Raw genomic sequence first — 23,709 nt, 5'->3', positions numbered from 1 at the left:
CCCGTCCCCGCGCCCCTGACGGGGTGCGGGGGGCGTGGGGGTGGAGCGCGTCGTTCCCCGCGCCCCTGGCGGGGGTGCCGAGTGGGTTTTGTGTGTTCGTCAAGCCCCGTTCGGGTGATCCATACGGATGAGTGGTTACTGCGTTCCTGTGGGTAACAGCGGTGGGTGCTTGTGGCACTCTTTCCCGGTGTCCGGGTCCGAGTGTGCAGGCGGGGGCTTTCCGCGATGAGCGTTGACGATCAGGACGAGCCGCTCAGGAGCGCCGTACCGGAAGCCGTTGTTCCGCCGCAGCGCGAGCGGCGTGAGTGGCGTGATCAGGGTGACGGCGGAGTGTTGCCGCCTCCTGCCCAGATGGTCGAACCGCCGCCTGCGGACGCCGAGTTGATCGACTGGATGCGCTCGGGCGACGACACTGCCTACGAGGAGCTGTACCGGCGGCACGCGGACGCCGTCCGCAGGTACGCGCGTACCTGCTGTCGCGACGCCCACACGGCGGACGACCTCACCGCCGAGGTCTTCGCCCGCATGCTCCAGGCCGTCCGCGGCGGCAGCGGGCCCGAGCACTCCGTACGCGCCTATCTGCTGACGACCGTACGGCGCGTCGCGGCGGGCTGGACGAAATCGGCGCGGCGCGAGCACCTGGTCGACGACTTCGCCGTGTTCGCGGCCCAGGCCGCGCGCGGCTCCGAGATGTCGGACGACACCGCGCCCGCCGGTTCCTTCGGAGCGGGGCACGAACTGGGAGCCGACGTACAGGCCATGCACGAGGCCGAGCAGTCCATGGCCATGCAGGCGTTCCGGTCGCTGCCGGAGCGCTGGCAGGCCGTGCTGTGGCACACCGAGGTCGAGGACGAGTCGCCCAGCGAGGTCGCCACGCTCTTCGGGCTGGACGCCAACGGCACACGTGTACTGGCCAGCCGGGCCCGTGAAGGCCTCAAGCAGGCCTATCTGCAGGCCCATGTGAGTGCCACGCTCACCGCGGACGAGGAGTGCGCGCGCTACGCCGACCGGCTCGGCGCGTACGCGCGTGGCGGGCTGCGCACGCGCGCCGAGCGCGGGCTGCGCAAACACCTGGAGGAGTGCGCCAAGTGCCGGCTCGCCGCCGGCCAGATCAAGGATGTCGCGAGCGGCATTCCCGCGGTCGTACCGGTCGCCGTCATCGGCTGGTTCGGCGCCGCCGGGTACGCGAAGGCGGCTGCCCTCGTCGCAGGTGGGACCGGGGTCGGTGCGGCCGGGGCCGCGGGAGCCGCGTCCGCGGCCGGTGGCGGCTCGGGTGGCGCCGGCGGGGCGGCGGCGGAGGGGCTCGGCACGCCCGCGAAGGCCGGGATCGTCGCGGGGGTCGTCGCGGCGGCCGTCGCCGCGGTGGTGTTCGCGCTCGCGGGCGACGACACGGCGGTGAAGAAGGACGAGGCCGGGCCGCGCCCGCCCGACCCGGTCGTCGAACCGAACGTGCCCTCACCGTCACCGTCACCGTCTCAGTCGCCGTCTCCGTCCTCGAAACCGCCGCCGCCGAGCGCCGGGAACGAACCCGTGGTGGCCGCGGCGGCGCCGAAACCGGGGCCGGCCTCGGCACCGACCCGTACGCCCGCGCCCGAGCCCACCCCGAAGCCGAGGCCGACACCCACCGCGGCACCCACACCGAAGCCCACGCCGCCCCCCGCTCCCGCTCCCGCTCCCCCTCCGCCGCCACCGGCTCCCGAGGACTTCCAGTGGAACGAGCTGGAGTACGGCGTCACCGGGGACGGCACCGAGCCCGAGATGCGGCTCGGCGAGAGCAGCTGGGTCTGGCAGCGGTACGGCATGTCCATCGCCGGCAAGCGGTACACGAACGGTGTCTCCGTGCACGGCGCCTCGTCGGTCACCATCGATCTCAACCGCGCGTGTTCCTCGTACGACGCGATGGTGGGCGTGGACGACCTGACGACGGGCCTCGGTCAGGTGCGGTTCTCCGTGTTCGCGGACGGTGTGCGGAGGTGGCAGTCGGAGCTGGTCCGGGGAGGCCGGAGCGCGGTGCCCGTGCACGTCGATCTGACGGGCAGGAAAACGATCCGCCTGGTCGTCGAACCGCGCTCCGGTCTCGGCGCGGCGGCTCTGGCGGACTGGGCCGACTCACGCTTCCGGTGTCGGTGACGCCTCGGTCAGTTCCTTCAGGACGTCGTCCCGGGTGAGCGCGGCACCGGTGGCGCGCTCGGTGTCGTAGGCCCGACGGCCGAGTTCGGCCAGAGCCGTCGCCTCGACGCGTTCGAGCTGCCCCCGCTGGGGCAGCGGGCGCGGGTGACCTTCCCGCCAGTGGGAGGCGGCCGTGAGAACGCGGACCACGCGCGCGTGCTCGCCGATGCCGGACAGCACTCCCGCCGCCTGCTCGGCCAGGGTGGCGAGGACCACCTCCGCGCATCTCCACGCCACGGCCCCCCGCAGGGCGTCGGCCAGCCGGAGCAGCCCCTGGCCGGGACCCGACTCGACCGCGGTGAGAAGCCCGTCGACGCCGTTCAGCGCGGCGAGGAACTGGGGCGGCGGGGTGCCCCGGGTCGCCTCCTGTCGGGCCGCCTCCCAGAGTTCGCGTGCCCGGTCGAACTCCCGGTCGTCGACGGCCATCCGCGCCCGTACGAGGAGGACGAACGCCCGTGAGTCCGGCACCGCGTAACGGTCCGCCGCTGCCGACGCCTCGTCCAGGGCACGGAGAGCCGCCACCCGGTCAAACTCGCGGTAGGCGATCTCGCCGAGCCGTGCGATGAGAAGCGGCTTCTCCGCGTACGCCCGCACCTCATGGGCGAGCCGCAGCGCCTCCTCGAACTCCCCCTTGGCCTCTCCGAACCGACTGCGCGCCATGGCCGCCTCGCCGCCCGCCGCCCCTACCCTCCCCGTCACTGCATGGGGGCTGCGCCCCCTCGCCCCCCTCATCGCGCTGCGCGCTCGTCCTCACACGCCGGACGGGCTAGGAGAGACAGCCCGTCCGGCGTCCGAGGACAACGGGGGTTCGGGGGCAGCGCCCCCGAGGCAGGGGCGGAAGCCCCGTCTACCTCCCCGCACCGGCACCCAACGCCCCCCGCTGCGGCCGGATCCCCTCAGGCACCGCGCGCTGGCGGGCCGGTGTGCCCGTCCAGCACGTGCCTCGGCGGTCCAGGAGGCGGCGGAGCCACAGTTCCAGGGAGACCAGGTCCGCGAGGCCTTCCAGCGGGAGGGGCTCGCCGTCGGCCGCCGCCCGGAGGGCCTTGCGGACGACGCGCGCCTCGACCAGGCCCGCCTGGGCCAGGAGAGGCGTGTCGAAGAGGGCCACCAGTTCGTCCACGGCGACCCGCAGCCCGGTGCGCGCGGCGGCGGTCGAGGACGCGTGGGAGGGTGCGCCCCAGCCGGACGGCAGGTCGGTCACCCCGGCGCCCTCCAGGACCGTACGGAGGATCGCGGCCCGTGCCCCGGGCTGGACGCGCAGCGCCTCGGGAAGGGCGCGACAGGCGCGTACGACCTGGTTGTCGAGGAAGGGGGCGTGCAGGCGCTGGAAGCGGACCTCGGCGGCCTGCTCCAGGATCCGGAGGTCCGCGGCGTGCCGGGTGAGCGCCGAGCGGGCCCGGAAATCGCCCGGCCGCTGACCGGGCCCGACGCTCGCGCGGGTCGTCGCACCCGTCAGGCGAACCGATACTTCAGCGAGGGCCTCGCCGGTCAGCCAACGCGCGGCGGGGCCCGGCCTGGCCCAGGTGAGCGCGGCGAGGGACGCTCCCACCGCGCCCTCCGGCTCCTCGAACCGCTTGTGCAGCAGCCGGTCGGCCAGACCCTCTATGCCCACCAGGTAGGGCGTACGCGACAGTTTGCGGGCCGCGCCGTACATGCGCGCGGGGACCAGGACGGAACCGTCGGCCTTCGTCAGTGCCGCGACCGGACGCACCAGGTGGCGTCGTTTGCGGTCCATGAGCAGGTCGGCGAGGCGGGCCGGGTGGGCGTCCAGGACCTGTCTGGCGCCGTACCCGGTGAAGTGGTCCGCGCTGCCGGAGGCCAGGCGTGCGCGATGGCGGGCGGCCGTCACCAGGGACGGGCCCGGCTCGTCGGTGAGCGGGCCCTCCAACTCGGCGTAGGGGAGGACGTCTTCGCCGCCGGCCACCACCACGTGGTGCAGCCGCGGGTTGGCGGCGAGCGTGCCGGCCCTTTCCAGTTCGGCCTCCCGGCCCTTCACCACCATGTCGTTGAAGGTGACCGCGAGCAGGCGTTCACCGGCGCCCGTGCCGTGTCCGAGGACGGTGCCGGGGGCACCGGGCAGGCCGGCGGCGAGGAGGGCGAGCGTGCCGGAGGCGAGCCCTCCGGAGAGGTCGGCCCCGATGCCCGGCACCGGCATACCGCGTGCGGCGCGCCGCTCGGCGGGCCCCATTCCGGGGACGGGCCCGGGGTCTATGTCGGCGCCCGGTACGTGCCTGGGTGCGGCGAGCCGGGTGCGTACGGCCTCCACCAGGGCGTCCCGGACGCCGTCCACCGCGCTGTCGGCGTCGGCGATGGGGGCCGCCACGGCGAGGGAGGCCACCGGCTCGTACCCGGCGATCTCGCGCGCCCCGGTGCGCAGGATCAGCGCGTGCCCCGGCGGAATGCGCCGCACGCCTTCGTAGGGGGTCGAGTCCTGGAGGGCGGCCGGTACGTCGGGAGCCGCGAGCAGGGCCGCCAGATGCCCGAAGTCGAGGTTGGCCTCGATGAGGTCGGCGAGCGGCAGGGCGGCGGTCGCGTACGCCGTACCGCTGGCCCATGGGGTGTAGAACACCGGCCTGACGCCTGCCAGATCACCGCAGACCATGACACGGCGGCCCACCTGGACGACGGCCGTGTAACTGCCGGACCAGGCCGTCAGATGCCGGAGCGCCCCGCCGCGCGCGGCGAACAGGCCCACGCGCAGTTCCTCGTCGGAGGCGCCGCAGGTACCGAGCACCGCCATGCGGTTCTGGTCGTCGGCCTTGACGACCCGCACCTCGTCGGGACGCCAGTCACCGACCGCCCAGAGCGGATCGGGGTCGCCCCACAGGAGCTGGGACCCGACCGGATGCACCGTCTCTCCGTCGCCGCCGGTCGCGCCCGCCGAACCGAACCCAGGCGCACGAGCGGCGGTGCTGCTCCATCCCACCAACCATCGCATCGCCGCCTCCACAGGCTGTGGACAACCAGTGCACCGCACGAACCGGTCACCATGCTGCCACGAAGAAAGCGCACCGGAGAGCCGACGGGGCCGCTCGCGCTCCCCGGAGTGCGCCCCTGGGAGATGCCCCCTCGGCGGTGAACTCACGCACGACGAAAGGCGATCGCGAAGAATTGACTCACGGGCTACGACCTGAATGCGCCCCCGAAACACTCCCCAAAAACATCCAACGCGCCCTCAAGTACCGTGGTAGACGCGGTTTTTGACCCCGGAGGACAGGGGCGATATTCAGCCAAATCGGGGATGAACAGACAGGCTTGCACACGCTCCGTGCAGGCTGTGCGCAACGCACAGTCCGGGAGGCGGACTCCACCTCCCGGACCGGTCCGCCGCCCGCGGGGATGTAGGCGGCGGTGTCCCCCAGCCCACTGGATCCAGTACAGCGGGCCGACCCACGCACCATCCATCGAAGCGCTACCCCGGTGGCCGGAGAAGAGCGCACGGACGGGCGCACTGCCACACAGCGGGAGCACGACACGACGCTCCGTGCTGACCCGCGGACCACAATCCCGCCATCCGGAACAATGCCCCTTAACGCTTGGGATGCGGCGAACTACCCTGTGTTTGCCTGTGTTTTCGCGGGAGGCATATTCCTGAGGGCTCAGCCACGTGCTTGTGCGGGTGGGGTTCCAGGGGTTGACGGCCCGGGAAGACACAGCACGAATGCCGCGTGGCTGAACCCGCGCGGCAGCCGTCTGTGTCGAGGGGTGGCGCATGTCCAGGGAGCAACGCGGGCCGAACGAAAAACTCGGCACCGTTCTCGCCCTCGCGGGAATCAGCAACGCAGGACTCGCGCGTCGCGTCAACGATCTTGGCGCTCAACGCGGGTTGACTCTTCGCTACGACAAGACGTCGGTGGCGCGCTGGGTGTCGAAAGGCATGGTGCCGCAAGGTGCCGCGCCGCACCTCATCGCGGCTGCCATCGGCCAGAAACTCGGCCGCCCGGTGCCGCTCCATGAGATCGGCCTGGCGGACGCGGATCCCGCACCGGAGGTGGGCCTCGCCTTCCCCCGCGACGTAGGACAGGCCGTGCGGTCGGCGACGGATCTGTACCGCCTCGACCTCGCCGGACGCCGGGCAGGCTCCGGCGGCATCTGGCAGTCGCTCGCCGGATCGTTCGCGGTGAGCGCGTACGCGACCCCCGCGTCCCGGTGGCTGATAACCCCGGCCGACACCTCGGTGGCACGGGACGCCGGCCCGCTGGAAGGTTCCGCAGCGCCACTGAAAGTCGGCCACAGCGACGTGCTGAAGCTGCGGGAGGCCGCCGAGGACGCCAGGCGCTGGGACTCCAAATACGGAGGCGGCGACTGGCGTTCGTCCATGGTGCCGGAGTGCTTACGGGTCGAGGCGGCACCGCTGCTCCTGGGCTCGTACTCGGACGAGGTCGGCCGCTCCCTCTTCGGAGCGAGCGCCGAACTCACCCGGCTCGCCGGCTGGATGGCCTTCGACACGGGTCAGCAGGAAGCGGCACAGCGCTACTACATCCAGGCCCTTCGGCTGGCCCGCGCGGCGGCGGACGTACCGCTCGGCGGCTACGTACTGGCCTCCATGTCCCTCCAGGCGACCTACCGGGGCTTCGGCGACGAGGGCGTGGACCTCGCGCAGGCCGCCCTCGAACGCAACCGGGGGCTGTCCACGGCCCGCACGATGAGCTTCTTCCGGCTGGTCGAGGCACGGGCCCACGCGCGCGCGGGTGACGCCCACGCGGCCGGCGGCGCCCTGAAGGCGGCCGAGGGCTGGCTGGAGCGCGCCCGGGACGGCGACCAGGATCCGTCCTGGCTCGGCTTCTACTCGTACGACCGTTTCGCGGCCGACGCGGCGGAGTGCTACCGCGATCTGAAGGCTCCGCGCCAGGTCCGCCGCTTCACCGAGCAGGCCCTGTCGCAGCCGACGGAGGAGTTCGTACGCTCACACGGGCTGCGGTTGGTGGTCTCCGCGGTCGCCGAGCTCGAATCGGGCAATCTGGATGCGGCGTGCGAGCAGGGGGTGCGGGCGGTGGAGGTCGCCGGGCGCATCTCTTCGGCGCGCACGACGGAGTACGTGAAGGATCTCCTCCATCGGCTGGAGCCGTACGGGGACGAGCCGCGGGTCGTCGAGCTACGGGAACGGGCCAGGCCGTTGCTCATGGCGCCGGCCTAGTAGTAAAGGCTTCCCCGTGCGTCTGCGGGGCTGAGGAGGTCTTGGGGCCGCGGAGGTCCTGAGGCCGCGGAGGTCTTGGGGCCGCGGGTGCGCTGTGGCTGGTCGCGCAGTTCCCCGCGCCCCAGAAACCGGGGCGCCCAGCCCCAACCGGCCCCGGTGCCGGCACCGGCACGAGTAGCAGCACCAGTACCCCGGTCATGCCCCCTTGGCGATGTCCGCTCGCCGTTCGTCCGGATTCGTGGTTTGAGGGCGTTGTCAGTGGCGCAGTGCACTATCGGAGGTGGCGGAGTCGGAAACGGAGGTGGGCGGGCGGATGGTGCGGGAGATCGCTTACGACTGTGACGTGCTGGTGATCGGCGGCGGGATCGTCGGTCTGTCCACGGCGTATGCGATCACGCGTGCCGCACCGGGCACGCGCGTGACCGTGCTGGAGAAGGAAGCCGGCCCGGCCCGGCACCAGACGGGACGCAACAGCGGAGTCATCCACAGCGGGATCTACTACCGCCCGGGCTCCCTGAAGGCACAGTTCGCGGCGTGCGGCGCGGCCGAGATGGTCAAGTTCTGCGCCGAGTACGACATCGCGCACGCGGTGACCGGCAAGCTGATCGTCGCGACCGAGCGGGACGAGCTCCCCCGCCTGCACGCGCTCGTCCAGCGGGGCCGGGAGAACGGCATTCCGGTGCGGGAGTTGGGCGCCCCCCAGATCGAGGAGTACGAACCCGAGGTACGGGGCCTCGCCGCGATCCACGTCACCACCACCGGGGTGTGCGACTACGCCGCCGTGGCCCGACACCTGGCGGACGCCTCCGGCGCCCTCATCCGGTACGGCACGAAGGCCGCGTACATCGACCGCCGCCCCGACCTCGGCGTGGCCGTCCGCACGGACGACGGCACGATCGTCCGCGCCCGCGTCCTGGTCAACTGCGCCGGCCTCCACTGCGACGAGATCGCCCGCCTCACAGGCGACGAACCGAACATGCGGATCGTCCCCTTCCGCGGCGAGTACTACACCCTCGCCCGCCCCGACCTGGTCCGCGGTCTCGTCTACCCCGTCCCCGACCCCGCGTTCCCCTTCCTCGGGGTCCACCTCACCCGCGGCATCGACGGCAGCGTCCACGTCGGCCCGAACGCGGTTCCGGCCCTGGCGCGCGAGGGCTACGACTGGCGAACCGTCCACCCCCGCGAACTGGGCTCGACCCTCGCCTGGCCCGGCTCCTGGCACATAGCCCGCCGCCACTGGCGCTACGGCACCGGAGAACTGCACCGCTCACTCTCCAAGTCCGCCTTCACCCGCGCGGTCCGCCGCCTGCTCCCGGCCATCACCTCGGACGACCTGATCCCGACCCCGGCGGGCGTCCGCGCCCAGGCGGTCCTGCGCGACGGCACCCTGGTCGACGACTTCCTGATCCAGGAGGGCCCCCGCACGGTCCACGTACTCAACGCCCCCTCCCCCGCGGCCACAGCCTCCCTCCCCATCGGCCGAGAGGTGGCCCAGAGAGCCCTCAAGGCCCTGGCAGCCACCTGATGGCATACCAAGCGCAAGGGAGCGGCAGCCGGGATCGCACGCGAGGGGCCGTGCCGGTACGTCGCGGTCCGCCGCGTACCCCTTCCGAACCTCGCCCGCCCCGGCAGCGGAGTTCCGTATGCCCGGCTGCGGCGGACTCGACGTACCGGCACGGCCCCGACCCACCACGGCCCCACCCCGCCCCACCGCGGCCCGCCTCACAACGGACGTAAAATCGACGCACTGTGTCTGATGCATCCCGAACCCCGCGCCCACACCCGCGCCCGCGCCCGAAAAGCGAACCCCGCTTCCCCGACGGCCCCCAGCCCGACCCCGCAGGCTCGCACTTCGAGCGACGGATCCGCAGCTTCCAGCCCCGCCGCAGCCGCGTCACCCAGGGCCAGTCGGACGCGCTGCAGCGGCTCTGGCCCAAGTGGGGCCTGGACATCGACGGGCAGCGAACCCTCGACCTCGCCGAACTCTTCGCGGCCGACATCCCCGTCGTCCTGGAGATCGGCTTCGGCATGGGCGAGGCGACCGCCCGGATGGCCGCCGCGGACCCGGGGACCGGCATCCTCGCCGTGGATGTCCACACACCCGGCCAGGGCAACCTGCTGAACCTCGCGGACGGGGCCGGCCTGTCCAACATCCGCGTGGCCAACGGCGACGCGATCATCCTGCTCCGCGAGATGCTGACCCCGGACTCCCTCGCCGGCCTGCGCGTCTACTTCCCGGACCCCTGGCCCAAGAAGCGCCACCACAAGCGGCGCCTGATCCAGCCGGAGTTCCTCACACTCGCCGCGTCCCGCCTGCGCCCCGGCGCGCTGCTGCACTGCGCGACGGACTGGGAACCGTACGCCGAAGTCATGCTGGAAGTTCTCTCCGCCCACCCGGACTTCGAGAACACCCGGCCCGACGGCGGCTTCGCGCCCCGCCCGGACTTCCGCCCCCTGACCCGCTTCGAGGGCCAGGGCCTGGACAAGGGCCACGTGGTGAACGATCTCCTGTTCCGCCGCGTACCGCATGGCACGGACAGCGGTACGGACAGCGGTACGGACAGCGGTACGGACAGCGGTACGGACAGCGGTACGGACAGCACGGAAAGCGGTACGGACAGCACGAGCACCTGAGCCCCTCCCCCACCCCCCGGGACGGGGCGCTCTCGCGGGCCGAGCCCCTCCCTCGTTAGGGTTTTTGTCATGGCCACCAGCCCTCCACCCCCGACACCCCCCGGCATCCCCGCCGGAGGCGCCCGTCGGCACGCTCGCTGGTGGCAGCGCACGTGGGTGCGCTACGCCGCGCTGACCACCCTGCTCGCCCTGTCGGGCCTGGTCATCCTGGCCCTCGTCCGCAGACAGACCGGCACGGAGGGCTTCCTGGTGGGCCTCGGCCTCGCCGTACTCCCCGTCCCCCTGCTCGTCGCCGCGTTCCGCTGGCTGGACAGGGTCGATCCGGGTCCCTGGAGGAACCTGCTCTTCTCCTTCGCGTGGGGCGCCTGCGCGGCCGCGCTGATAGCCATCGTCGCGAACAGTTTCGCCACGCAGTGGATAGCGACGGCCACGGCGGACCCGTCCCACGCGGACACCCTCGGCGCGACGGTGATAGCGCCGATCGTCGAGGAGTCGGCGAAGGCGGCGGCCGTCCTGCTCGTCTTCCTGTTCCGCAGACGGGACTTCACGGGGATAGTCGACGGCGTGGTGATAGCGGGCGTCACGGCGACCGGCTTCGCGTTCACCGAGAACATCCTCTACCTGGGCACGGCCTTCGGCACGGACCAGCTCACCGGCGACACGGGCGTCTTCTCCGTCACCGCGGCGACCTTCTTCGTACGCGTGATCATGTCGCCCTTCGCCCATCCGCTGTTCACCGTGCTGACGGGCATCGGCTTCGGCATCGCGGCGCTCTCGGCGGACCGCCACCGGCTGCGCCGCGTCCTCCTGCCCCTCACCGGGCTGTTGCTCGCGATGGGCATGCACGCGATGTGGAACGGCTCGTCGGCTTTCGGTGAGTACGGCTTCTTCGCGGTCTACGCGGCCTTCATGGTCCCGTCCTTCGGGCTGCTCACCTGGCTGGCCGTCTGGACGCGCCAGCGCGAACTGGGCACGGTCCGTACGGAACTGCCCTCGTACGCCGTGGCCGGGTGGCTGGCCGCGCCCGAGCCGTTCGTCCTCGGCTCGATGAAGGCACGGCGGCTGGCCCGGGAGTACGCCACGCATCATGGCGGGCGGGACGCGGGGCGTGCGGTGGCGGAGTACGAGGCGTACGCGACGTCGCTGGCGTTTCTGCGGCACCGGGGGCGGCGGGGGCGTGCGGGTGCGGACTTCGCCGTGCGCGAGCGGGAGTTGTTGCACGAGCTGTGGGCGCGGCGGGAGCCGGCGCGCCCCGCGCTGGCGTACGCGGCGCGGGCGACGGCTCCGCCTCCGGCGCCGTGGCCTCTGCCGGGGTACGGGTATCCGCCTCCGTACCCCGTGTACAACCCGTACCGGTCCTGACGCCGTATCGCAGTTCCCCGCGCCCCTGAAGACACAGGACACCCGCCGCGACGCCGGCCGCCGAGATGTGGTTTACGGGTTGAGGCCCTTGCCGCGCAGCCAGGCCATCGGGTCGATCCCGGTGCCGCCGCCGGTGTGGACCTCCAGGTGGAGGTGCGCCCCGGTGACGTTGCCGGTGGCACCCACGCGCCCGATGACGTCGCCCGTGCTGACCTTCTGCCCGACACTGACGCCGATCGACGACTGGTGGGCGTACCAGAGCTCCGTACCGTCGTCGAGCGTGAGGACCGTGCGGTAGCCGTACGAGCCGTTCCAGCCCGCCTCGGTGATCGTGCCGCTGTGAACGGCCTTGATCGGGGTACCCGTGGGAGCGGCGAAGTCCAGACCCGTGTGCTGACCGGAGGACCACAGCGAGCCGGACTGCCCGAAGGTGGAGGTGATCGTGTACGAGGAGGTGGGCAGTGTGAACTGCTTGGCGAGCGCGGCGAAGCGCGCGGCCTCGGCCTTCGCCTTGGCCTCCTCCTCCTTCTTCTCCTTCGCGGCGGCGGCCTTGGCCTTCGCCGCGTCCTGCTCCTTGGCCGCGAGCGTGGCGGCCTTCTTCGCGGCAGCGGCCTCGGCGGCGGCCTGGGCCTCGCGGTCGACCTGGTCCTGCTGGAGTTCGGCCTGGAGCATGATGCGCGAGCGCAGGGCCTCGCCGGCGTCGGCGTTGCCCTCCTCGGCGTCGGCCTCGGTGAGGCCGGCGGCGGTGAGCGCCGTGCTGGAACCCTCCGGGGCCTCTTCGTCGTCGGAGATCAGCGAGCCGACGTTGGGCAGGTCGGGGATCGAGATCGACACCGGCGGCTTGCCGGTCTGCGCGGAGGCCATGCCGCCCGCGCCGACGGCGGCTATGACACCGACGCCCAGAACGGTGGAGCTGCGGGCGAGTCCCCCGCCACGCTGCTTGGAGACGCGGTGCCGGCCGCGGACGGGAGGAACGGTCTCCGCGCTCGGATTCCAGACCTCCCAGGTCTCGTCGTCCTTGCGGGCGCCGAAGGCGAAGGTGTCGGGCTTCTTCTCGCCCGAGGTCTCTCCCGTCACCTCGTCCGGTATGAACGACGGTGTGGGGGCAGGCCTGTTGAACGCCACGTGGGCGCGCTCCTTTCCTTCCTTCTCGCCTACCGGGTTAGCTGACGGGTTCGGAGCAGGAAGGTCTCCTACGCGCGTCAACCGCGGTGTTCACCACCACGAAAGACCCGCGATTCACCCCATGTAGGTGGTTCCCCGGTTCCCTTGCGGGATTCGGCGCGTGCGCACGGAGCCGTCTCTTGTGACGGCTGGGACACCGCGCTGCGTTATCGAACGTTAATAGACGCAGGCACCGGATTCCAAGCTGTTCTTGATGATCGTTACGGCTCCCGGCCTGGACTTAAACACTGTGAGCGGGGTAAATCGGGCGAGTTGCTCGCCATTCACAGGTACCGCTTTTGTTGATGGTGCGTCAGTTGCTATGCGCAGGGGCGTCGTTCGACTACTGCAGGTGATATAGGTCCGGAGCGGCGCCCAACACCCTCCCAGCCGTAGCCGTCAGCCCGTAGCCCTCAGCCCTCAGCCCCCAGCCCCCAGCCCTTACGGCCGTCGCACGGCGAGCAGCGCCATGTCGTCCGTGCCCCCGCCCCCGGCGTACCGGGCCACGTCGTCCACCAGCTCGGCGAGCAGCGCGTCGGGGCCGGCGAAGTCCCGCCCGGACAGCCATCGCACCGGATCGAAGAAGACGCCCCGCTCGTCCCGGGCCTCGGACAGCCCGTCCGTGTAGAAGAGCAGCATGGCGCCGCACGGCAGCTCCTCCTCCTGCGCGCGGTCGGGCCAGGCGCCCAGGTCGCCCATCCCGAGCGGCAGCGCGGGTTCCGCCGCGGCGAGCGTGTGTACGGTTCCGTCGCCGCGCAGCAGGAGCGGTCCGGGGTGGCCGCGGTTGACGAGTCGGACGCGCTGGGCGCCGTGCGGGATCTCGGCGAGCACGGCGGTGATGAAGCCCTCGAAGACCTCGACGCTGTCGCGCCGCACACCCTCACGCATCAGTGACCGCTCCAGCCGCTGGGCGACCGCCTCCAGGGTGGTCTCCTGTTCGGCGGCCTCCCGGAACGCACCGATGACGACGGCCACGGCGGCGACCGCGCCCATGCCCTTCCCTCTGACGTCGCCCACGACGAGCCGTACGCCGTGCGGGGTGTCCTGCACGGCGTAGAGGTCGCCCCCGATGAGCGCGTCGGTCTGCGCCGCCACGTATCTGACCGCGAGGTCGAGCCCGCCGGTCCGCGCGGCCGGTTCGGGCAGTACGGCCCGTTGGGTGGCCTCGGCGATCTCGTGGGCGGAGGCCAGGCGGGCGTTGCCCAGGCTCACGAGCCGGTTGATGACGACGGCGAGGCAGGCCACGACGGCCACGGTGGCGATCTCGGTGATCCCGCTCGCGTCGATGGCGAACCGCAGGCTCACGAGGACCATGGCCGCCGTCCCCGCGACGCCCGTCCACACGGTGGCGCCGCGCGACAGCAGGGGCGCGGCGACGAGCGAGGCGGCCGAGAGGAAGGGCGCGGCGGTGAAGTACCGCGGGGTGAGGAGGTCGTAGAGGACACCGGCGACGATCAGCAGCGCGGGCAGCACGCGGACGACCGCACGGGTGCGGGGGTACAGTCCGGTCCGCTTGTCCGGCGGCTCGACGGAACCCGGCGACCGCTGCTCGACCGCTCGTCGCCCGTTCACACGTCTCCTGCCCTCGACCTCGCTCAGTCCAGAGTTCCGGGACCGGCGGGGAGGGGCGAGCGGACGGGGGCCGGGCGGGTGAGCGAGCGAGCACGGGGCCCTCTGAGCCCTGGAACCCCTGTGGCCCGGTACCTCTGTGCCGTGGCGCCTCTGCGCCCCGAAAAACACCTGAGGCCGGAATCCATTGGATTCCGACCTCAGGCCTTCAGTAGCGGGGACAGGATTTGAACCTGCGACCTCTGGGTTATGAGCCCAGCGAGCTACCGAGCTGCTCCACCCCGCGTCGTTAAGACCACTGTACGCCATTCGCGGGACCCGACGCACACGGGTGGATGTCAGCCTCGGTTCAGGTGCTGGTTGGGCTCCTTTGCCGCGCTCTCGTACTCCTGCAGTACGAGGACATCGGCGCCCGCTGCGGCGAGCAGCCCGTTCCCGTCCGCGGCGGCGACGAACGTGTCGGGCTCGCGCCACGCGGTGACGACCCGGCGCACGCCCGCGTCGAGGATCAGCCGGGCGCAGGGCGCGGGCCGCGAGGCGCGGCGGGCGCAGGGCTCCAGGCTGCTGTAGACCGTGGCGGCCGGGAGCCGGGGGTCGCCCGGCTCGATCTTGGCGAGCGCGGCCTCCTCGGCGTGCGAGACGGCGTCGGACTCGCGGGAGTACCCGCGGGCCAGCTCCGTACCGTCGGCCGCCACGACAACGGCGCCGACACTGAAGGCGGTCGCCGAGGGCGGACACTCGGCGGCCAGTTCGCAGGCCAGCCGCAGCCACCGGTGGTCGGCGGCGGAGGGTACGGGCCCGGTGCCGGGTGCGGTGGGCACGTATCGCATGAGCACCACGTCTCCGACGGGCCGGGTCTCGGTCAGCCGCAGCCGGTTGCGGGGCCCGCCGGGGTATTCGCCCTCCCCGAACAGCTTCGGCGCGTGGGGCTGCCCCACCACGAGGGGGGCGAGGGCGAGCTGCAGTTCGTCGGCGAGGCCCTGCTGGAGGAGCTGGGTGTGGACCCGGCCGCCGCCCTCGACCATGAGCCGCCGTACGCCGCGGACGTCGTGGAGGTGGGTGAGTACGGCCCGCCAGTCCAGGCCGGCCCCGAGGGGGACGACGTCGACGCCGAGGCCGCGCAGGGCCTGCTCGGCCGTCACGGCACCCTCGTCCGTCGTGTAGACGACCTTCTCGCCGCCGGTGGACCAGAAGTTGGCGGTGGGGTCCAGGTCGCCGGTGCCGCTGACGGTGACCTTCAGCGGGTACGCGGGCCGGCCCGCGGCGACACGGGCGGCGCGCCGCTCGGCGGAGTTGACGAGGAGCCGGGGGTTGTCGGCGCGCAGGGTGCCCGCGCCGACCAGGATGGCGTCGGAGTCGGCCCGTACCTCGTCGACCCGGTCGAAGTCGGCGGGGCCGGAGAGCAGCAGCCGTTCGGGGCCGGTGTCGTCCAGGCGGCCGTCGAGGGAGACGGCGGCGGACAACAGGACGTAGGGGTGGGGCATGGACGCTCTCTCTTTCGGCGGCGCGGCCCCGGGCTGGACGCCGCGCTTGGTTCAAGTTTGAAGCAAACTTACACTGGAGGCATGACGACCCGCTGGCTCACTCCCGAGGAGCAGCGCGCCTGGCGCGCCTACATCGCCGCCTCCCACCTCCTGGAGGACGTGCTCGACCGGCAGCTCCAACAGGACGCCGGTATGCCGCATGTCTACTACTCCATCCTGGCCAACCTCTCCGAGGCGCCGGACCGCCGCCTGCGCATGACCGATCTCGCCGGACGGACGAAGATCACCCGCAGTCGGTTGACGTACGCGGTGACCCGCCTGGAGAAGGACGGGGCGGTACGCCGTGAGGGCTGCCCCAGCGACAGGCGCGGCAGTACCGCGGTCCTGACCGACGAGGGGATGACGCTGCTGGAGCGTACGGCTCCCGCCCATGTGGAGACGGTCCGCGCGGCGCTCTTCGACCGCCTCACTCCGGAGCAGGTGGGGCAACTGGAGGAGATCTGCGCGAGTGTCGCGCGGGGCCTGGAGGGCGACGACCCCCGGGCGGCCCCGGACGACGTCCCGTGGCGCCGCCGCTCGCCGGGCCCGTGCACGTAGCCCCTCGCCCAGGATCCGCAGCGAGAATTGCATTGCTTCAACTTTAAAGTATGAGCTAGGGTCTCGGTTCGAGGATCTGCTTCAAATCTGAAGCAGATAAGGAACGTGGACCGGAGTACCCGCATGCCCGACTACCCCGCCGCCACCCAGCGCTCGCGCGTCCGGGTGCCCCTGCGCTTCCACGACGGCTACAGCGTCGACACCGAACTGGTTACCTTCCACGGCCTGACCGACGGCCAGGAACACGTGGCGATGATCCTCGGCGACCCGGCCGGCGCCACGCCCCTGGTCCGCCTGCACTCCGAGTGCCTGACGGGTGACGCGTTCGGCTCGTCGCGCTGCGACTGCGGGCCCCAGCTGCGCGAGGCCGTCGAGCAGATCGCCGAGCGCGGCGGCGTCCTCCTCTACCTCCGCCAGGAGGGCCGCGGCATAGGCCTCTACAACAAGCTCGACGCGTACGCCCTCCAGGACGAAGGCCTCGACACGTACGCCGCCAACACGGCCCTGGGCCTGCCCGAGGACGCCCGCGACTACACGGCGGCGGCCCAGATGCTCACGTCGCTCGGCATCACGGGGCTGGACCTCCTGTCCAACAACCCCGACAAGGCGGAACAGCTCCGCGCGCTCGGCATCGACGTACAGCACCGTGTCCCTACGGGTGTGTTCACGACGGCCCACAACGTCCTCTACCTCCGGGCGAAGGTCCTCCAGACCCAGCACACGCTCCCGCTGGCGAAGCTGACGGCGGGCTGACACCGCTGCTGGCACCGCCGCGCGGAAGCGGTGGCTCCGCGGTGCGGCGGGGCAGAACGGTGACATGGAGGACGACGACAGTGACACCGACGCCCAGGCACAGGCGCTGGCGCTGGCGGAGACACAGCGCATGGCGGAGGACGGCCGGCTCTGGCAGCACGCGCTGCACGAGAACACGATGCTGTTCCAGCGGGGCAACCTCTTCCTGGTGGGCCAGTCGCTCTTCGCCGTGGCGTACACGACGCTCCTCACCTCGGAGCGACACCTGGTGGCAGCACGCGTCCTGGCAGCCTTCGGCCTCGTACTGGCCCTCACCTGGCTGTACGTGGGCCACCGGCACCGCCTGTACTACCAGCACGTACAGCGCCGAGCGGTGGAACGCCTGCCGGAGTACGCGGCGACGTGGTCGAGCTGGTCCACGCGCGGCCAGGTACGAGGCCGGGGCCGGGGCCGCTCGATCGTCCTGATCGCCTACTTGCTGCCGTCCCTGGCGGCGGTGATGTGGACGGCGCTGCTGGTGATCACGTGAGCCGGAGCTGTAGGGATCACTGCCAAAAAATCTCCTCGACGACTACCTGGGGATCCTCGGTGCGCCGGATGAAGGTGTAGGTCATCCAGCCGTGTCCGTTGTCGAAGAGGAGGACTCGGGCTCCCTTCGGCTTGCTGGAGTCGACCGGCCGGACCTTCATGTCGCGAGGAAGATCCACATCGGCGTCGATGCCCCGGAAATAGGGGTCCTTCGCAGTGACCAGCTCGGCCCGCGCGGCATCGACCATTTTTCGCACGTTCTCGGGCAGAGCGTCGCGGGCCGCCTGGGCCTTGAGCGTCCAGTCCATCTGCCACGGCGGACCCATGAATCCTTCGTCGGTCACTGGCCGGGCTCCAGCCGCCGTACCTGGTGGCGGATGTTTGATGCCTCTTCGACGAGCGCCTTGGCTTCGGCGAGGTCGGTGGACTCCGCCGCGCGCTGTTCGAGGTCGGCCACGTGGGCGTTGAGCCCCGGATCGCGGGCTATCGCGTACTGGCCCCACCAACGGGCCATGAACGCCGGGACCGTGCTGATGTCGTACGCGTCGGCGACGGCCCACTTCCAGTGCTCGTCGAAGTCGGCAAGGAGCTGCGGTGCGTACTCGGCGATGGCCTCGCGCAGTGCCTTCGGATTCCGCTCCGGCATGGGTGGGACGGCCGGTGTCGGTTCGGCGGCGTGAGCGGTCATGACCGGTGAACTCCTTCGACGCGTCGTGGTTACGACCATAGTCCGCTCCCGGTTGTGCGGGGGGCCTGCGGGGCGGACAGGCGCATGCCCCGGGACTCGGCGACGCGCAGGGCGTCGGTCAGGCACTCGGCGAGCCGGCGGCCGGCGAAGCGCAGCTCCGCGGGCGGTGACGCCGGGTCGTCCAGCAACGGGCGGGCGAGGTCGAGCACGTCGGTGCCCGTGGCGAGCAGGACGGCCTCCAGGTCGTCGGCGAGCCGGGACAGATGCCGGCCGCCACTGTCGTCCGTGACCAGATAACAGGGCTTCCCGTCGAGCGACTGCCAGGGCAGCAGGCGGGGTGCGGGGTCGGCGGGGCGCCCCATCAGGCGGCCACCTCCCGCGCACCGATCAGATGCGAGTCGAGGTCGATCCCCAGATCGGCGGCGAGCACGAGGGCGAGCCGGCGACGCTGCTGGAGTGCCGCTTGCGGGTCGCGGGCGACGAGCTCGTACGGGGAGGGGTGCCGTACGGCGGTGATGTGCAGGCAGAGGCGGGCGCGATGGCGAGTGCGCCGCCGCCTGCGGTACCCGGACAGAAAAGAAGCCGCATCCATTGGAGGGTGCGGCGGATAAGGTCGAGCATGTTGACGCTCCTATTTGGCGTTGACCACGCCCCGGGAGGTCTTGCCACCTCGCCGGGGTCCTTATGTCTGTGAAGCTATATCAGGGTGCAGCCCTCTACATACAAGTGGAGAGGGATCCACACGTTCGTGGGTATCTCTGCTGCTCTACGTTGGACACATGAGCGATAAGGAAGAGCCGAAGGCTGTCCTGGATCCGATGAGCGCGAGGCCGCTCTACGCGCAGCTGGCCGACGTCATCTCGGGGAAGATCGCGTCCGGCGAGCTGGCGCCCGACCGGCCCATCCCCTCGGAGAACCATCTCGCCGACGAGTACGGCGTGGCCCGGCTGACCGCCCGGCGTGCCGCTCAGGAACTGCGTGAGCGCGGACTCATCGTCACCGTGCGCGGCAAAGGGTCCTTCGTCGTGGAACGGCCTCCCGGCGACGAGGGCGAACCCCGTCAGGCATGACGAACGAAACGAGCCCCCAGCTCAAGTGCCTCTGAGCTGGGGGCTTTCGCGTAGACCCTGTGGGACTCGAACCCACAACCAATGGATTAAAAGTCCACTGCTCTGCCAATTGAGCTAAGGGTCCCCGCGCCGGGCAACGCCGACGCGCGCACCGACCGTGGTCGACGCAGGAACGAGCATAGCCGGACGCGGCCGGGACTCCGATCGGGTATCGGTGTCCCGGCCGCGCCGGAGGGTCGGGAGGTCACGGAGCAACCGGCCTCGGGGCGGGCCGGGACGTCACGGATCCAGCGGCTCCAGAGCAGGTCGGGAGGTTACGGATTCAGCGGCTCCAGGGCAGGTCGGGAGGTTACGGATCAACCGGCTCCAGGGCGGGCCCGGACGTCACGGGTCCAGCGGCTTCGGGGCGCCCGCGCGAGCCGCCTCGCGGGCGTGGGTGCGCTCGTGGTCCGGGTTCAGGAACCAGTGCCGGGCCGAGGCGAACCACCACGCCGCCGCGAAGCCGAGGACCGCCAGGACGGCGATGGGGGCGTAGTTGAAGGTCTCCCAGGTGACCGGGGAGACCTGGGGGAGCATGAACAGGACCGTGATCACGCCCACCCAGGCGACCGCCACGATGCCTATCGGGCGGGACCAGCGGCCCAGGTGCCACGGGCCCCGTTCGAACGCCTCGCCCTTCCGCAGCCGCAGCAGGGTCGGGATGACGTACGCGATGTAGAGGCCGATCACCGCGATCGACGTCACCGCCGCGTACGCAGTCACGTTGATCAGGTACGGCAGGCCGAGGACCAGCGCGCTCAGCGCCGCGAGCCACACCGCCGCGACGGGCGTACGTGTGCGCGGGTTCACCGTGTGCCAGAGGTTCGAGTACGGGAGCGCCCCGTCGCGCGAGAAGGCGTAGATCATGCGGGAGTTGGCCGTCACCGACGCCATGCCGCAGAAGAGCTGTGCGCCGATGACGACGAGGAGCAGGAGTTTGCCCGCCGTCGCGCCCAGCGCGTCCAGGAGGATCTGGGCCGGCGGTACGCCCGTCGGCGACGTGAGGGCGCCGTCGTACGACTGGATCGCGAAGGTGAAGCCGAGGAGGAGGACGAAGCCCGCTATCCACGACGTCCAGATGGACTGGACGATGCCCTTGGGCCCGGCCGTGGACGCGTCGTGCGTCTCCTCCGTCATGTGCGCCGAGGCGTCGTACCCGGTGAAGGTGTACTGCGCCATCAGCAGGCCGAGCAGCACCACGTAGAAGCTGCTGCCCCAGCCCGTGTTGTTCACGAACTCCGTGAAGACGAAGGACGCCGACTGGTGCTGGTCCGGCGCGAAGGTCAGCGCGCCCACGATGACCGCGACGCCCACGACGTGCCACCACACGCTGACGCTGTTGAGGAGGCCGACGATGCGTACGCCGAAGGTGTTCAGCAGGCCGTGCAGGATCAGGATGGCGGCGAAGAGCAGGATCGTGCGGCCGGGGGTGACCTCGAAGCCGAACTGCAGGTTCAGGTACGCGCCCAGGAACGAGGCCGCCCCGAAGTCGATGCCGGCGGTCACCGCGACCTGGCCGAGGACGTTGAACCAACCCGTGAACCACGCCCAGGCCGCCGCCGTACGCGACGGGGCGAGACGGTGGGCCCAGAAGTACAGGCCCGCGGAGGTCGGGTACGCCGAACAGATCTCGGCCATCGCGAACCCGACGAACAGGGTCATGAGCCCGACCACGACCCAGCCCCAGGTGATCACGGCGGGCCCGCCGGTGTTCATGCCGAACAGGTAGAGCGTCAGGCAGCCCGACAGGACCGAGATGATCGTGAAGGAGACCGCGTAGTTGGAGAACGCCGACATGCGGCGGGCGAGAACCTGCGTGTAACCGAGCTGGGCCAGCCGCTCTTCGTCCGACAGCCCACTCACTCTGGCGTCTTCTGTCATGCCCCCAGCAATTCCCTCGCCGGGGGTATGACATGCGCCACAGTGCGGTTCATCTGGCCGAAACACGGCCCCGACACGGCATCGACGCAGACGTCGACGCAGCCCGGCTCCGGCACGCGCCCCGGACCTGCGGGAACGAACGCCGAAGGGCCCGGACGACCGAGGTCGTCCGAGCCCTTCGCCTACTACGTTGCTGCTACGACGTCAGCGGACGTCAGCCGTTGCGCTTCCAGCGCGGCTTGTCGTCGCGGCGGCCGAAGGAGGAGCCGGTACCCGAGCTCGAACCGGAGCCCGTGCCCGTGCCCGCGCCGGAGCCCGCGCCACGGTGGTCGTCGCGACGGCCGGACGGGCGGTCGTGGCCGCCGGAGCGGAAGCCGCCGCCGGTGGGACGGTCGCTCTGCCGGTCACGGTTGAACGGACGGTCGCTGCCCCGGTGGCCGCCCGAGGGACGGTCGTCACGGCGGAAGCCGCCGCCGGTGGGACGGTCGCCGTCGCGGCGGTCACGGTTGAAGCCGCCACCGGCGCTGCCCGAGGTGCCGGAGGAGCCCGAGGGACGGTCGTCGCGGCGGAAGCCGCCACGGTCGCCACCGCGGTCGTCCCGGCGGAAACCGCCGGAACCCGAGGGGCGCTCGTCACGACGGTCACGGTTGAAGCCGCCGCCGGTGGGACGGTCGCCGTCACGGCGGTCACGGTTGAAGCCGCCACCGGAGCCACCCGACGGACGGTCGTCGCGACGGTCACGGTTGAAGCCGCCGCCCGAGGGACGGTCGCCGTCACGGCGGTCACGGTTGAAGCCGCCACCGGAGCCACCCGACGGACGGTCGTCACGGCGGAAGCCGCCACGGTCGCCACCGCGGTCGTCACGGCGGAAACCACCGGACGGACGGTCGTCGCGACGGTTGTCACGACGCTCGTAGTTGCCGCGGTCGTCACGACGCTGACGCGGCTCGTCGCGCACCTGCTCGGCGGCCTGCGCCACCGGCTCCTGGGCCACGGCCGCCGCGGCGGCCTCGACGACCGCAGCCGCCTCGGCCAGCGCGGTCTCCGGGTCCTCGCCACGCTCACGCGCGGAGCGGGCGACCAGGCGGTCGGCCTCCTCGCGCAGCTCGACGGCACGCCGCTGCGCGCGCTCCAGCTCCTTGGTGAGCTGCGACACCTCACGCTCCGCCTGCTGTGCCGCGTTGCCCGCGGACTCGGCCTGGACCTCGGTCATCGACCGGGCGCCCGTGATCTCCGCGACCTCCGGGTCGAAGGCGGCGCCGCCCTGGATGATGTGACGCGTGGCGTCGACGCCGGCGTCCTCCATCTGACGGAAGAGCTGGCGGCGCTGGTGCGGCAGGGAGAGCGACACGACCGTGCCGCTGCGTCCCGCACGGGCCGTACGGCCGGAGCGGTGCAGGTAGTCCTTGTGGTCACCGGCCGGGTCCACGTTCAGGACCAGGTCGATGCCGTCGACGTGGATGCCGCGGGCGGCGACGTCGGTCGCGACGAGCGCGTTGACGTAGCCCTTCTTGAAGTCCTCAAGAACGCGCGTACGGGCGCCCTGGGTCATACCGCCGTGCAGCGCGTCGGCCTTCACACCGGAGTCGCACAGCTGCTCGGCGATACGGTCGGCGCCCAGCTGGGTGCGGACGAAGATGATCGTGCGGCCCTTGCGGGAGGCGATCGCGGAGGTGACCGGCGCCTTGTCCTTGGGCTTCACGATGAGGATGTGGTGCGTCATGGTCGTGACGTTGCCCTGGGCGCTGTCGACCTCGTGCGTCACCGGGTTCGTCAGGTAGCGCTTGACCAGCGTGGAGATCTCGTTCTCCATCGTGGCCGAGAACAGCATGCGCTGGCCGCCGCCGGGGATCTGGTCGAGCAGCTCGGTGACCTCGGGCAGGAAGCCCAGGTCGGACATCTGGTCGGCCTCGTCGAGCACGGCCACCTGGACGTTCTCCAGGGAGCAGGCGCCGCGGGCGATGATGTCGCGCAGGCGGCCCGGGGTGGCGACGAGGACGTCGACACCGCGCTCCAGGGCGTAGATCTGGTTGCCCATCGACGTACCGCCGCAGACGACCTTCATCTTCAGGCCGAGCACGTCGCCGTACGGCTGGAGGGCGTCCGCGACCTGCATCGCGAGCTCACGCGTCGGCGTGAGGATGATGCCGCGGGGCTTCTTCTTCTCGGTGTGACCGCCGGAGAGCTGCGTGAGCAGCGGCAGACCGAAGGAGAGGGTCTTGCCGGAGCCGGTACGGCCGCGGCCGAGGATGTCCTTGCCGGCCAGGGCGTCCGGGATGGTCGCGGTCTGGATCGGGAAGGGGCTGGTCACACCGTTCTGCGAGAGCTTGCGCACGACGCCCTCGGGGAGACCGAGGTCGGTGAAGGTGACCCCAGGGGTCTCGGGGGTCTCAGTGGTCTCGGCGGCCTCAGTGGTCTCGGGGGCCTCAGAGGTCTGGGGAGCCGCGGAAAGCTCGGGGGCCGCGGTCTCTTCGGTCACCTCGGGCGCCTCGTTCTCGGGCACGACGATGTGATCAGTACTGGAAATGGACATGCGAATGCGAAACCTTCCGGAGTCTCTTCGGCACGCGCCCGTCAACTCCGTGATTTCGCAAACGACCGCCTCAATGCGGTCAGCCACGGCAAGGGAGAGTA

Annotated in this window: 20 protein-coding genes, 2 tRNA genes and 1 riboswitch; of the genes, 9 read left to right on the top strand and 13 right to left on the bottom strand. The window is 71.5% G+C overall.

Going from position 1 to position 23,709, the window contains the following annotated elements:
* Positions 1-225: 225 nt before the first annotated feature.
* A complete protein-coding gene (locus ACIOKD_RS29480) occupies positions 226-2,130 on the top strand; it encodes a sigma-70 family RNA polymerase sigma factor (RefSeq protein ID WP_402089981.1) in 1,905 nt (634 codons plus the stop codon).
* Here ACIOKD_RS29480 and ACIOKD_RS29475 read toward each other — a convergent pair.
* Positions 2,110-2,868, bottom strand: a complete 759-nt coding sequence (locus ACIOKD_RS29475) for a hypothetical protein (protein WP_402089979.1) — start codon at positions 2,866-2,868, stop codon at positions 2,110-2,112. The genes ACIOKD_RS29480 and ACIOKD_RS29475 overlap by 21 nt on opposite strands.
* A 148-nt stretch (positions 2,869-3,016) precedes the next feature.
* Complete coding sequence (locus ACIOKD_RS29470; protein WP_402089977.1) at positions 3,017-5,107, bottom strand: asparagine synthase-related protein; 2,091 nt, start codon at positions 5,105-5,107, stop codon at positions 3,017-3,019.
* 774 nt (positions 5,108-5,881) lie between these two features.
* Between ACIOKD_RS29470 and ACIOKD_RS29465 the strand changes: the two genes are divergently transcribed.
* From ACIOKD_RS29465 to ACIOKD_RS29450, 4 genes are all read left to right on the top strand, one after another.
* Complete coding sequence (locus tag ACIOKD_RS29465; protein ID WP_402089975.1) at positions 5,882-7,306, top strand: MFS transporter; 1,425 nt, start codon at positions 5,882-5,884, stop codon at positions 7,304-7,306.
* Positions 7,307-7,619: 313 nt separating this feature from the next.
* Entirely contained in the window at positions 7,620-8,831 is a 1,212-nt protein-coding gene (gene lhgO / locus ACIOKD_RS29460) for an L-2-hydroxyglutarate oxidase (protein WP_402090014.1), read from the top strand.
* A gap of 224 nt (positions 8,832-9,055) precedes the next feature.
* Positions 9,056-9,940: a tRNA (guanosine(46)-N7)-methyltransferase TrmB gene (trmB, locus tag ACIOKD_RS29455; protein WP_402089973.1), complete on the top strand. Its 885-nt coding sequence runs from the start codon at positions 9,056-9,058 to the stop codon at positions 9,938-9,940.
* A gap of 69 nt (positions 9,941-10,009) precedes the next feature.
* Entirely contained in the window at positions 10,010-11,302 is a 1,293-nt protein-coding gene (locus ACIOKD_RS29450; protein WP_402089971.1) for a PrsW family intramembrane metalloprotease, read from the top strand.
* A gap of 72 nt (positions 11,303-11,374) precedes the next feature.
* On the opposite strand, the gene ACIOKD_RS29445 is transcribed toward ACIOKD_RS29450, so the two are convergent.
* From ACIOKD_RS29445 to ACIOKD_RS29430, 4 genes are all read right to left on the bottom strand, one after another.
* Positions 11,375-12,427, bottom strand: a complete 1,053-nt coding sequence (locus ACIOKD_RS29445; protein ID WP_402089969.1) for a M23 family metallopeptidase — start codon at positions 12,425-12,427, stop codon at positions 11,375-11,377.
* A gap of 11 nt (positions 12,428-12,438) precedes the next feature.
* A riboswitch (cyclic di-AMP (ydaO/yuaA leader) is annotated at positions 12,439-12,596 on the bottom strand.
* Between the two features lie 311 nt (positions 12,597-12,907).
* Positions 12,908-14,038 carry a PP2C family protein-serine/threonine phosphatase gene (locus tag ACIOKD_RS29440; RefSeq protein WP_402089967.1) on the bottom strand — a complete coding sequence of 377 codons (1,131 nt, stop codon included), beginning with the start codon at positions 14,036-14,038 and terminating at the stop codon, positions 12,908-12,910.
* 209 nt (positions 14,039-14,247) lie between these two features.
* Positions 14,248-14,321 (bottom strand) — tRNA-Met (locus ACIOKD_RS29435).
* Positions 14,322-14,373: 52 nt separating this feature from the next.
* On the bottom strand, positions 14,374-15,519 hold the full coding sequence (locus ACIOKD_RS29430) for a dihydrofolate reductase family protein (protein WP_402089965.1): 1,146 nt from the start codon (positions 15,517-15,519) through the stop codon (positions 14,374-14,376).
* Positions 15,520-15,600: 81 nt separating this feature from the next.
* Between ACIOKD_RS29430 and ACIOKD_RS29425 the strand changes: the two genes are divergently transcribed.
* The 3 genes from ACIOKD_RS29425 (at position 15,601) to ACIOKD_RS29415 (ending at position 17,398) form a co-directional block, all read left to right on the top strand.
* Positions 15,601-16,116 carry a MarR family winged helix-turn-helix transcriptional regulator gene (locus ACIOKD_RS29425; protein ID WP_402089963.1) on the top strand — a complete coding sequence of 172 codons (516 nt, stop codon included), beginning with the start codon at positions 15,601-15,603 and terminating at the stop codon, positions 16,114-16,116.
* A 123-nt stretch (positions 16,117-16,239) separates the two neighbouring features.
* Positions 16,240-16,869 (top strand): GTP cyclohydrolase II, encoded by a 630-nt coding sequence (gene ribA, locus ACIOKD_RS29420; RefSeq protein WP_402089961.1) that lies wholly within the window; start codon positions 16,240-16,242, stop codon positions 16,867-16,869.
* Between the two features lie 64 nt (positions 16,870-16,933).
* Positions 16,934-17,398, top strand: a complete 465-nt coding sequence (locus tag ACIOKD_RS29415) for a hypothetical protein (protein WP_402089959.1) — start codon at positions 16,934-16,936, stop codon at positions 17,396-17,398.
* 16 nt (positions 17,399-17,414) lie between these two features.
* Here the strand turns inward: ACIOKD_RS29415 and ACIOKD_RS29410 are convergent, their stop codons facing one another.
* Genes ACIOKD_RS29410 through ACIOKD_RS29395 form a run of 4 tightly spaced genes read right to left on the bottom strand, consistent with a single transcriptional unit; the run spans position 17,415 to position 18,677 of the window.
* Positions 17,415-17,741, bottom strand: a complete 327-nt coding sequence (locus ACIOKD_RS29410) for a hypothetical protein (protein WP_402089957.1) — start codon at positions 17,739-17,741, stop codon at positions 17,415-17,417.
* Entirely contained in the window at positions 17,738-18,085 is a 348-nt protein-coding gene (locus ACIOKD_RS29405) for a DUF6247 family protein (protein ID WP_366781467.1), read from the bottom strand. Before ACIOKD_RS29405 ends, ACIOKD_RS29410 begins: the two co-directional genes overlap by 4 nt.
* A 29-nt stretch (positions 18,086-18,114) precedes the next feature.
* Positions 18,115-18,447 (bottom strand): hypothetical protein, encoded by a 333-nt coding sequence (locus tag ACIOKD_RS29400; RefSeq protein WP_402089955.1) that lies wholly within the window; start codon positions 18,445-18,447, stop codon positions 18,115-18,117.
* Entirely contained in the window at positions 18,447-18,677 is a 231-nt protein-coding gene (locus tag ACIOKD_RS29395) for a hypothetical protein (RefSeq protein ID WP_402089953.1), read from the bottom strand. The genes ACIOKD_RS29400 and ACIOKD_RS29395 overlap by 1 nt, the downstream gene beginning before the upstream one ends.
* A gap of 187 nt (positions 18,678-18,864) precedes the next feature.
* Here ACIOKD_RS29395 and ACIOKD_RS29390 point away from each other — a divergent pair, with 187 nt between their 5' ends.
* Positions 18,865-19,155 (top strand): GntR family transcriptional regulator, encoded by a 291-nt coding sequence (locus ACIOKD_RS29390; protein ID WP_402089951.1) that lies wholly within the window; start codon positions 18,865-18,867, stop codon positions 19,153-19,155.
* Positions 19,156-19,206: 51 nt separating this feature from the next.
* Here the strand turns inward: ACIOKD_RS29390 and ACIOKD_RS29385 are convergent.
* The 3 genes from ACIOKD_RS29385 to ACIOKD_RS29375 all read right to left on the bottom strand — a co-directional run bounded on the left by ACIOKD_RS29385 (position 19,207) and on the right by ACIOKD_RS29375 (position 23,608).
* Positions 19,207-19,279 (bottom strand) — tRNA-Lys (locus tag ACIOKD_RS29385).
* Between the two features lie 260 nt (positions 19,280-19,539).
* The gene (locus tag ACIOKD_RS29380) at positions 19,540-21,075 is read right to left on the bottom strand and encodes an amino acid permease (protein ID WP_402089949.1); all 1,536 of its coding nucleotides are present in this window, start codon (positions 21,073-21,075) and stop codon (positions 19,540-19,542) included.
* 214 nt (positions 21,076-21,289) lie between these two features.
* Positions 21,290-23,608: a DEAD/DEAH box helicase gene (locus ACIOKD_RS29375; protein ID WP_402089948.1), complete on the bottom strand. Its 2,319-nt coding sequence runs from the start codon at positions 23,606-23,608 to the stop codon at positions 21,290-21,292.
* Positions 23,609-23,709: the final 101 nt, after the last annotated feature.

Source organism: Streptomyces sp. NPDC087844, from assembly GCF_044742785.1.
Classification (GTDB): domain Bacteria; phylum Actinomycetota; class Actinomycetes; order Streptomycetales; family Streptomycetaceae; genus Streptomyces.
The sequence above is the reverse complement of the archived record's forward strand: the minus strand, read 5'-3'. Positions and strand labels throughout refer to the sequence as shown.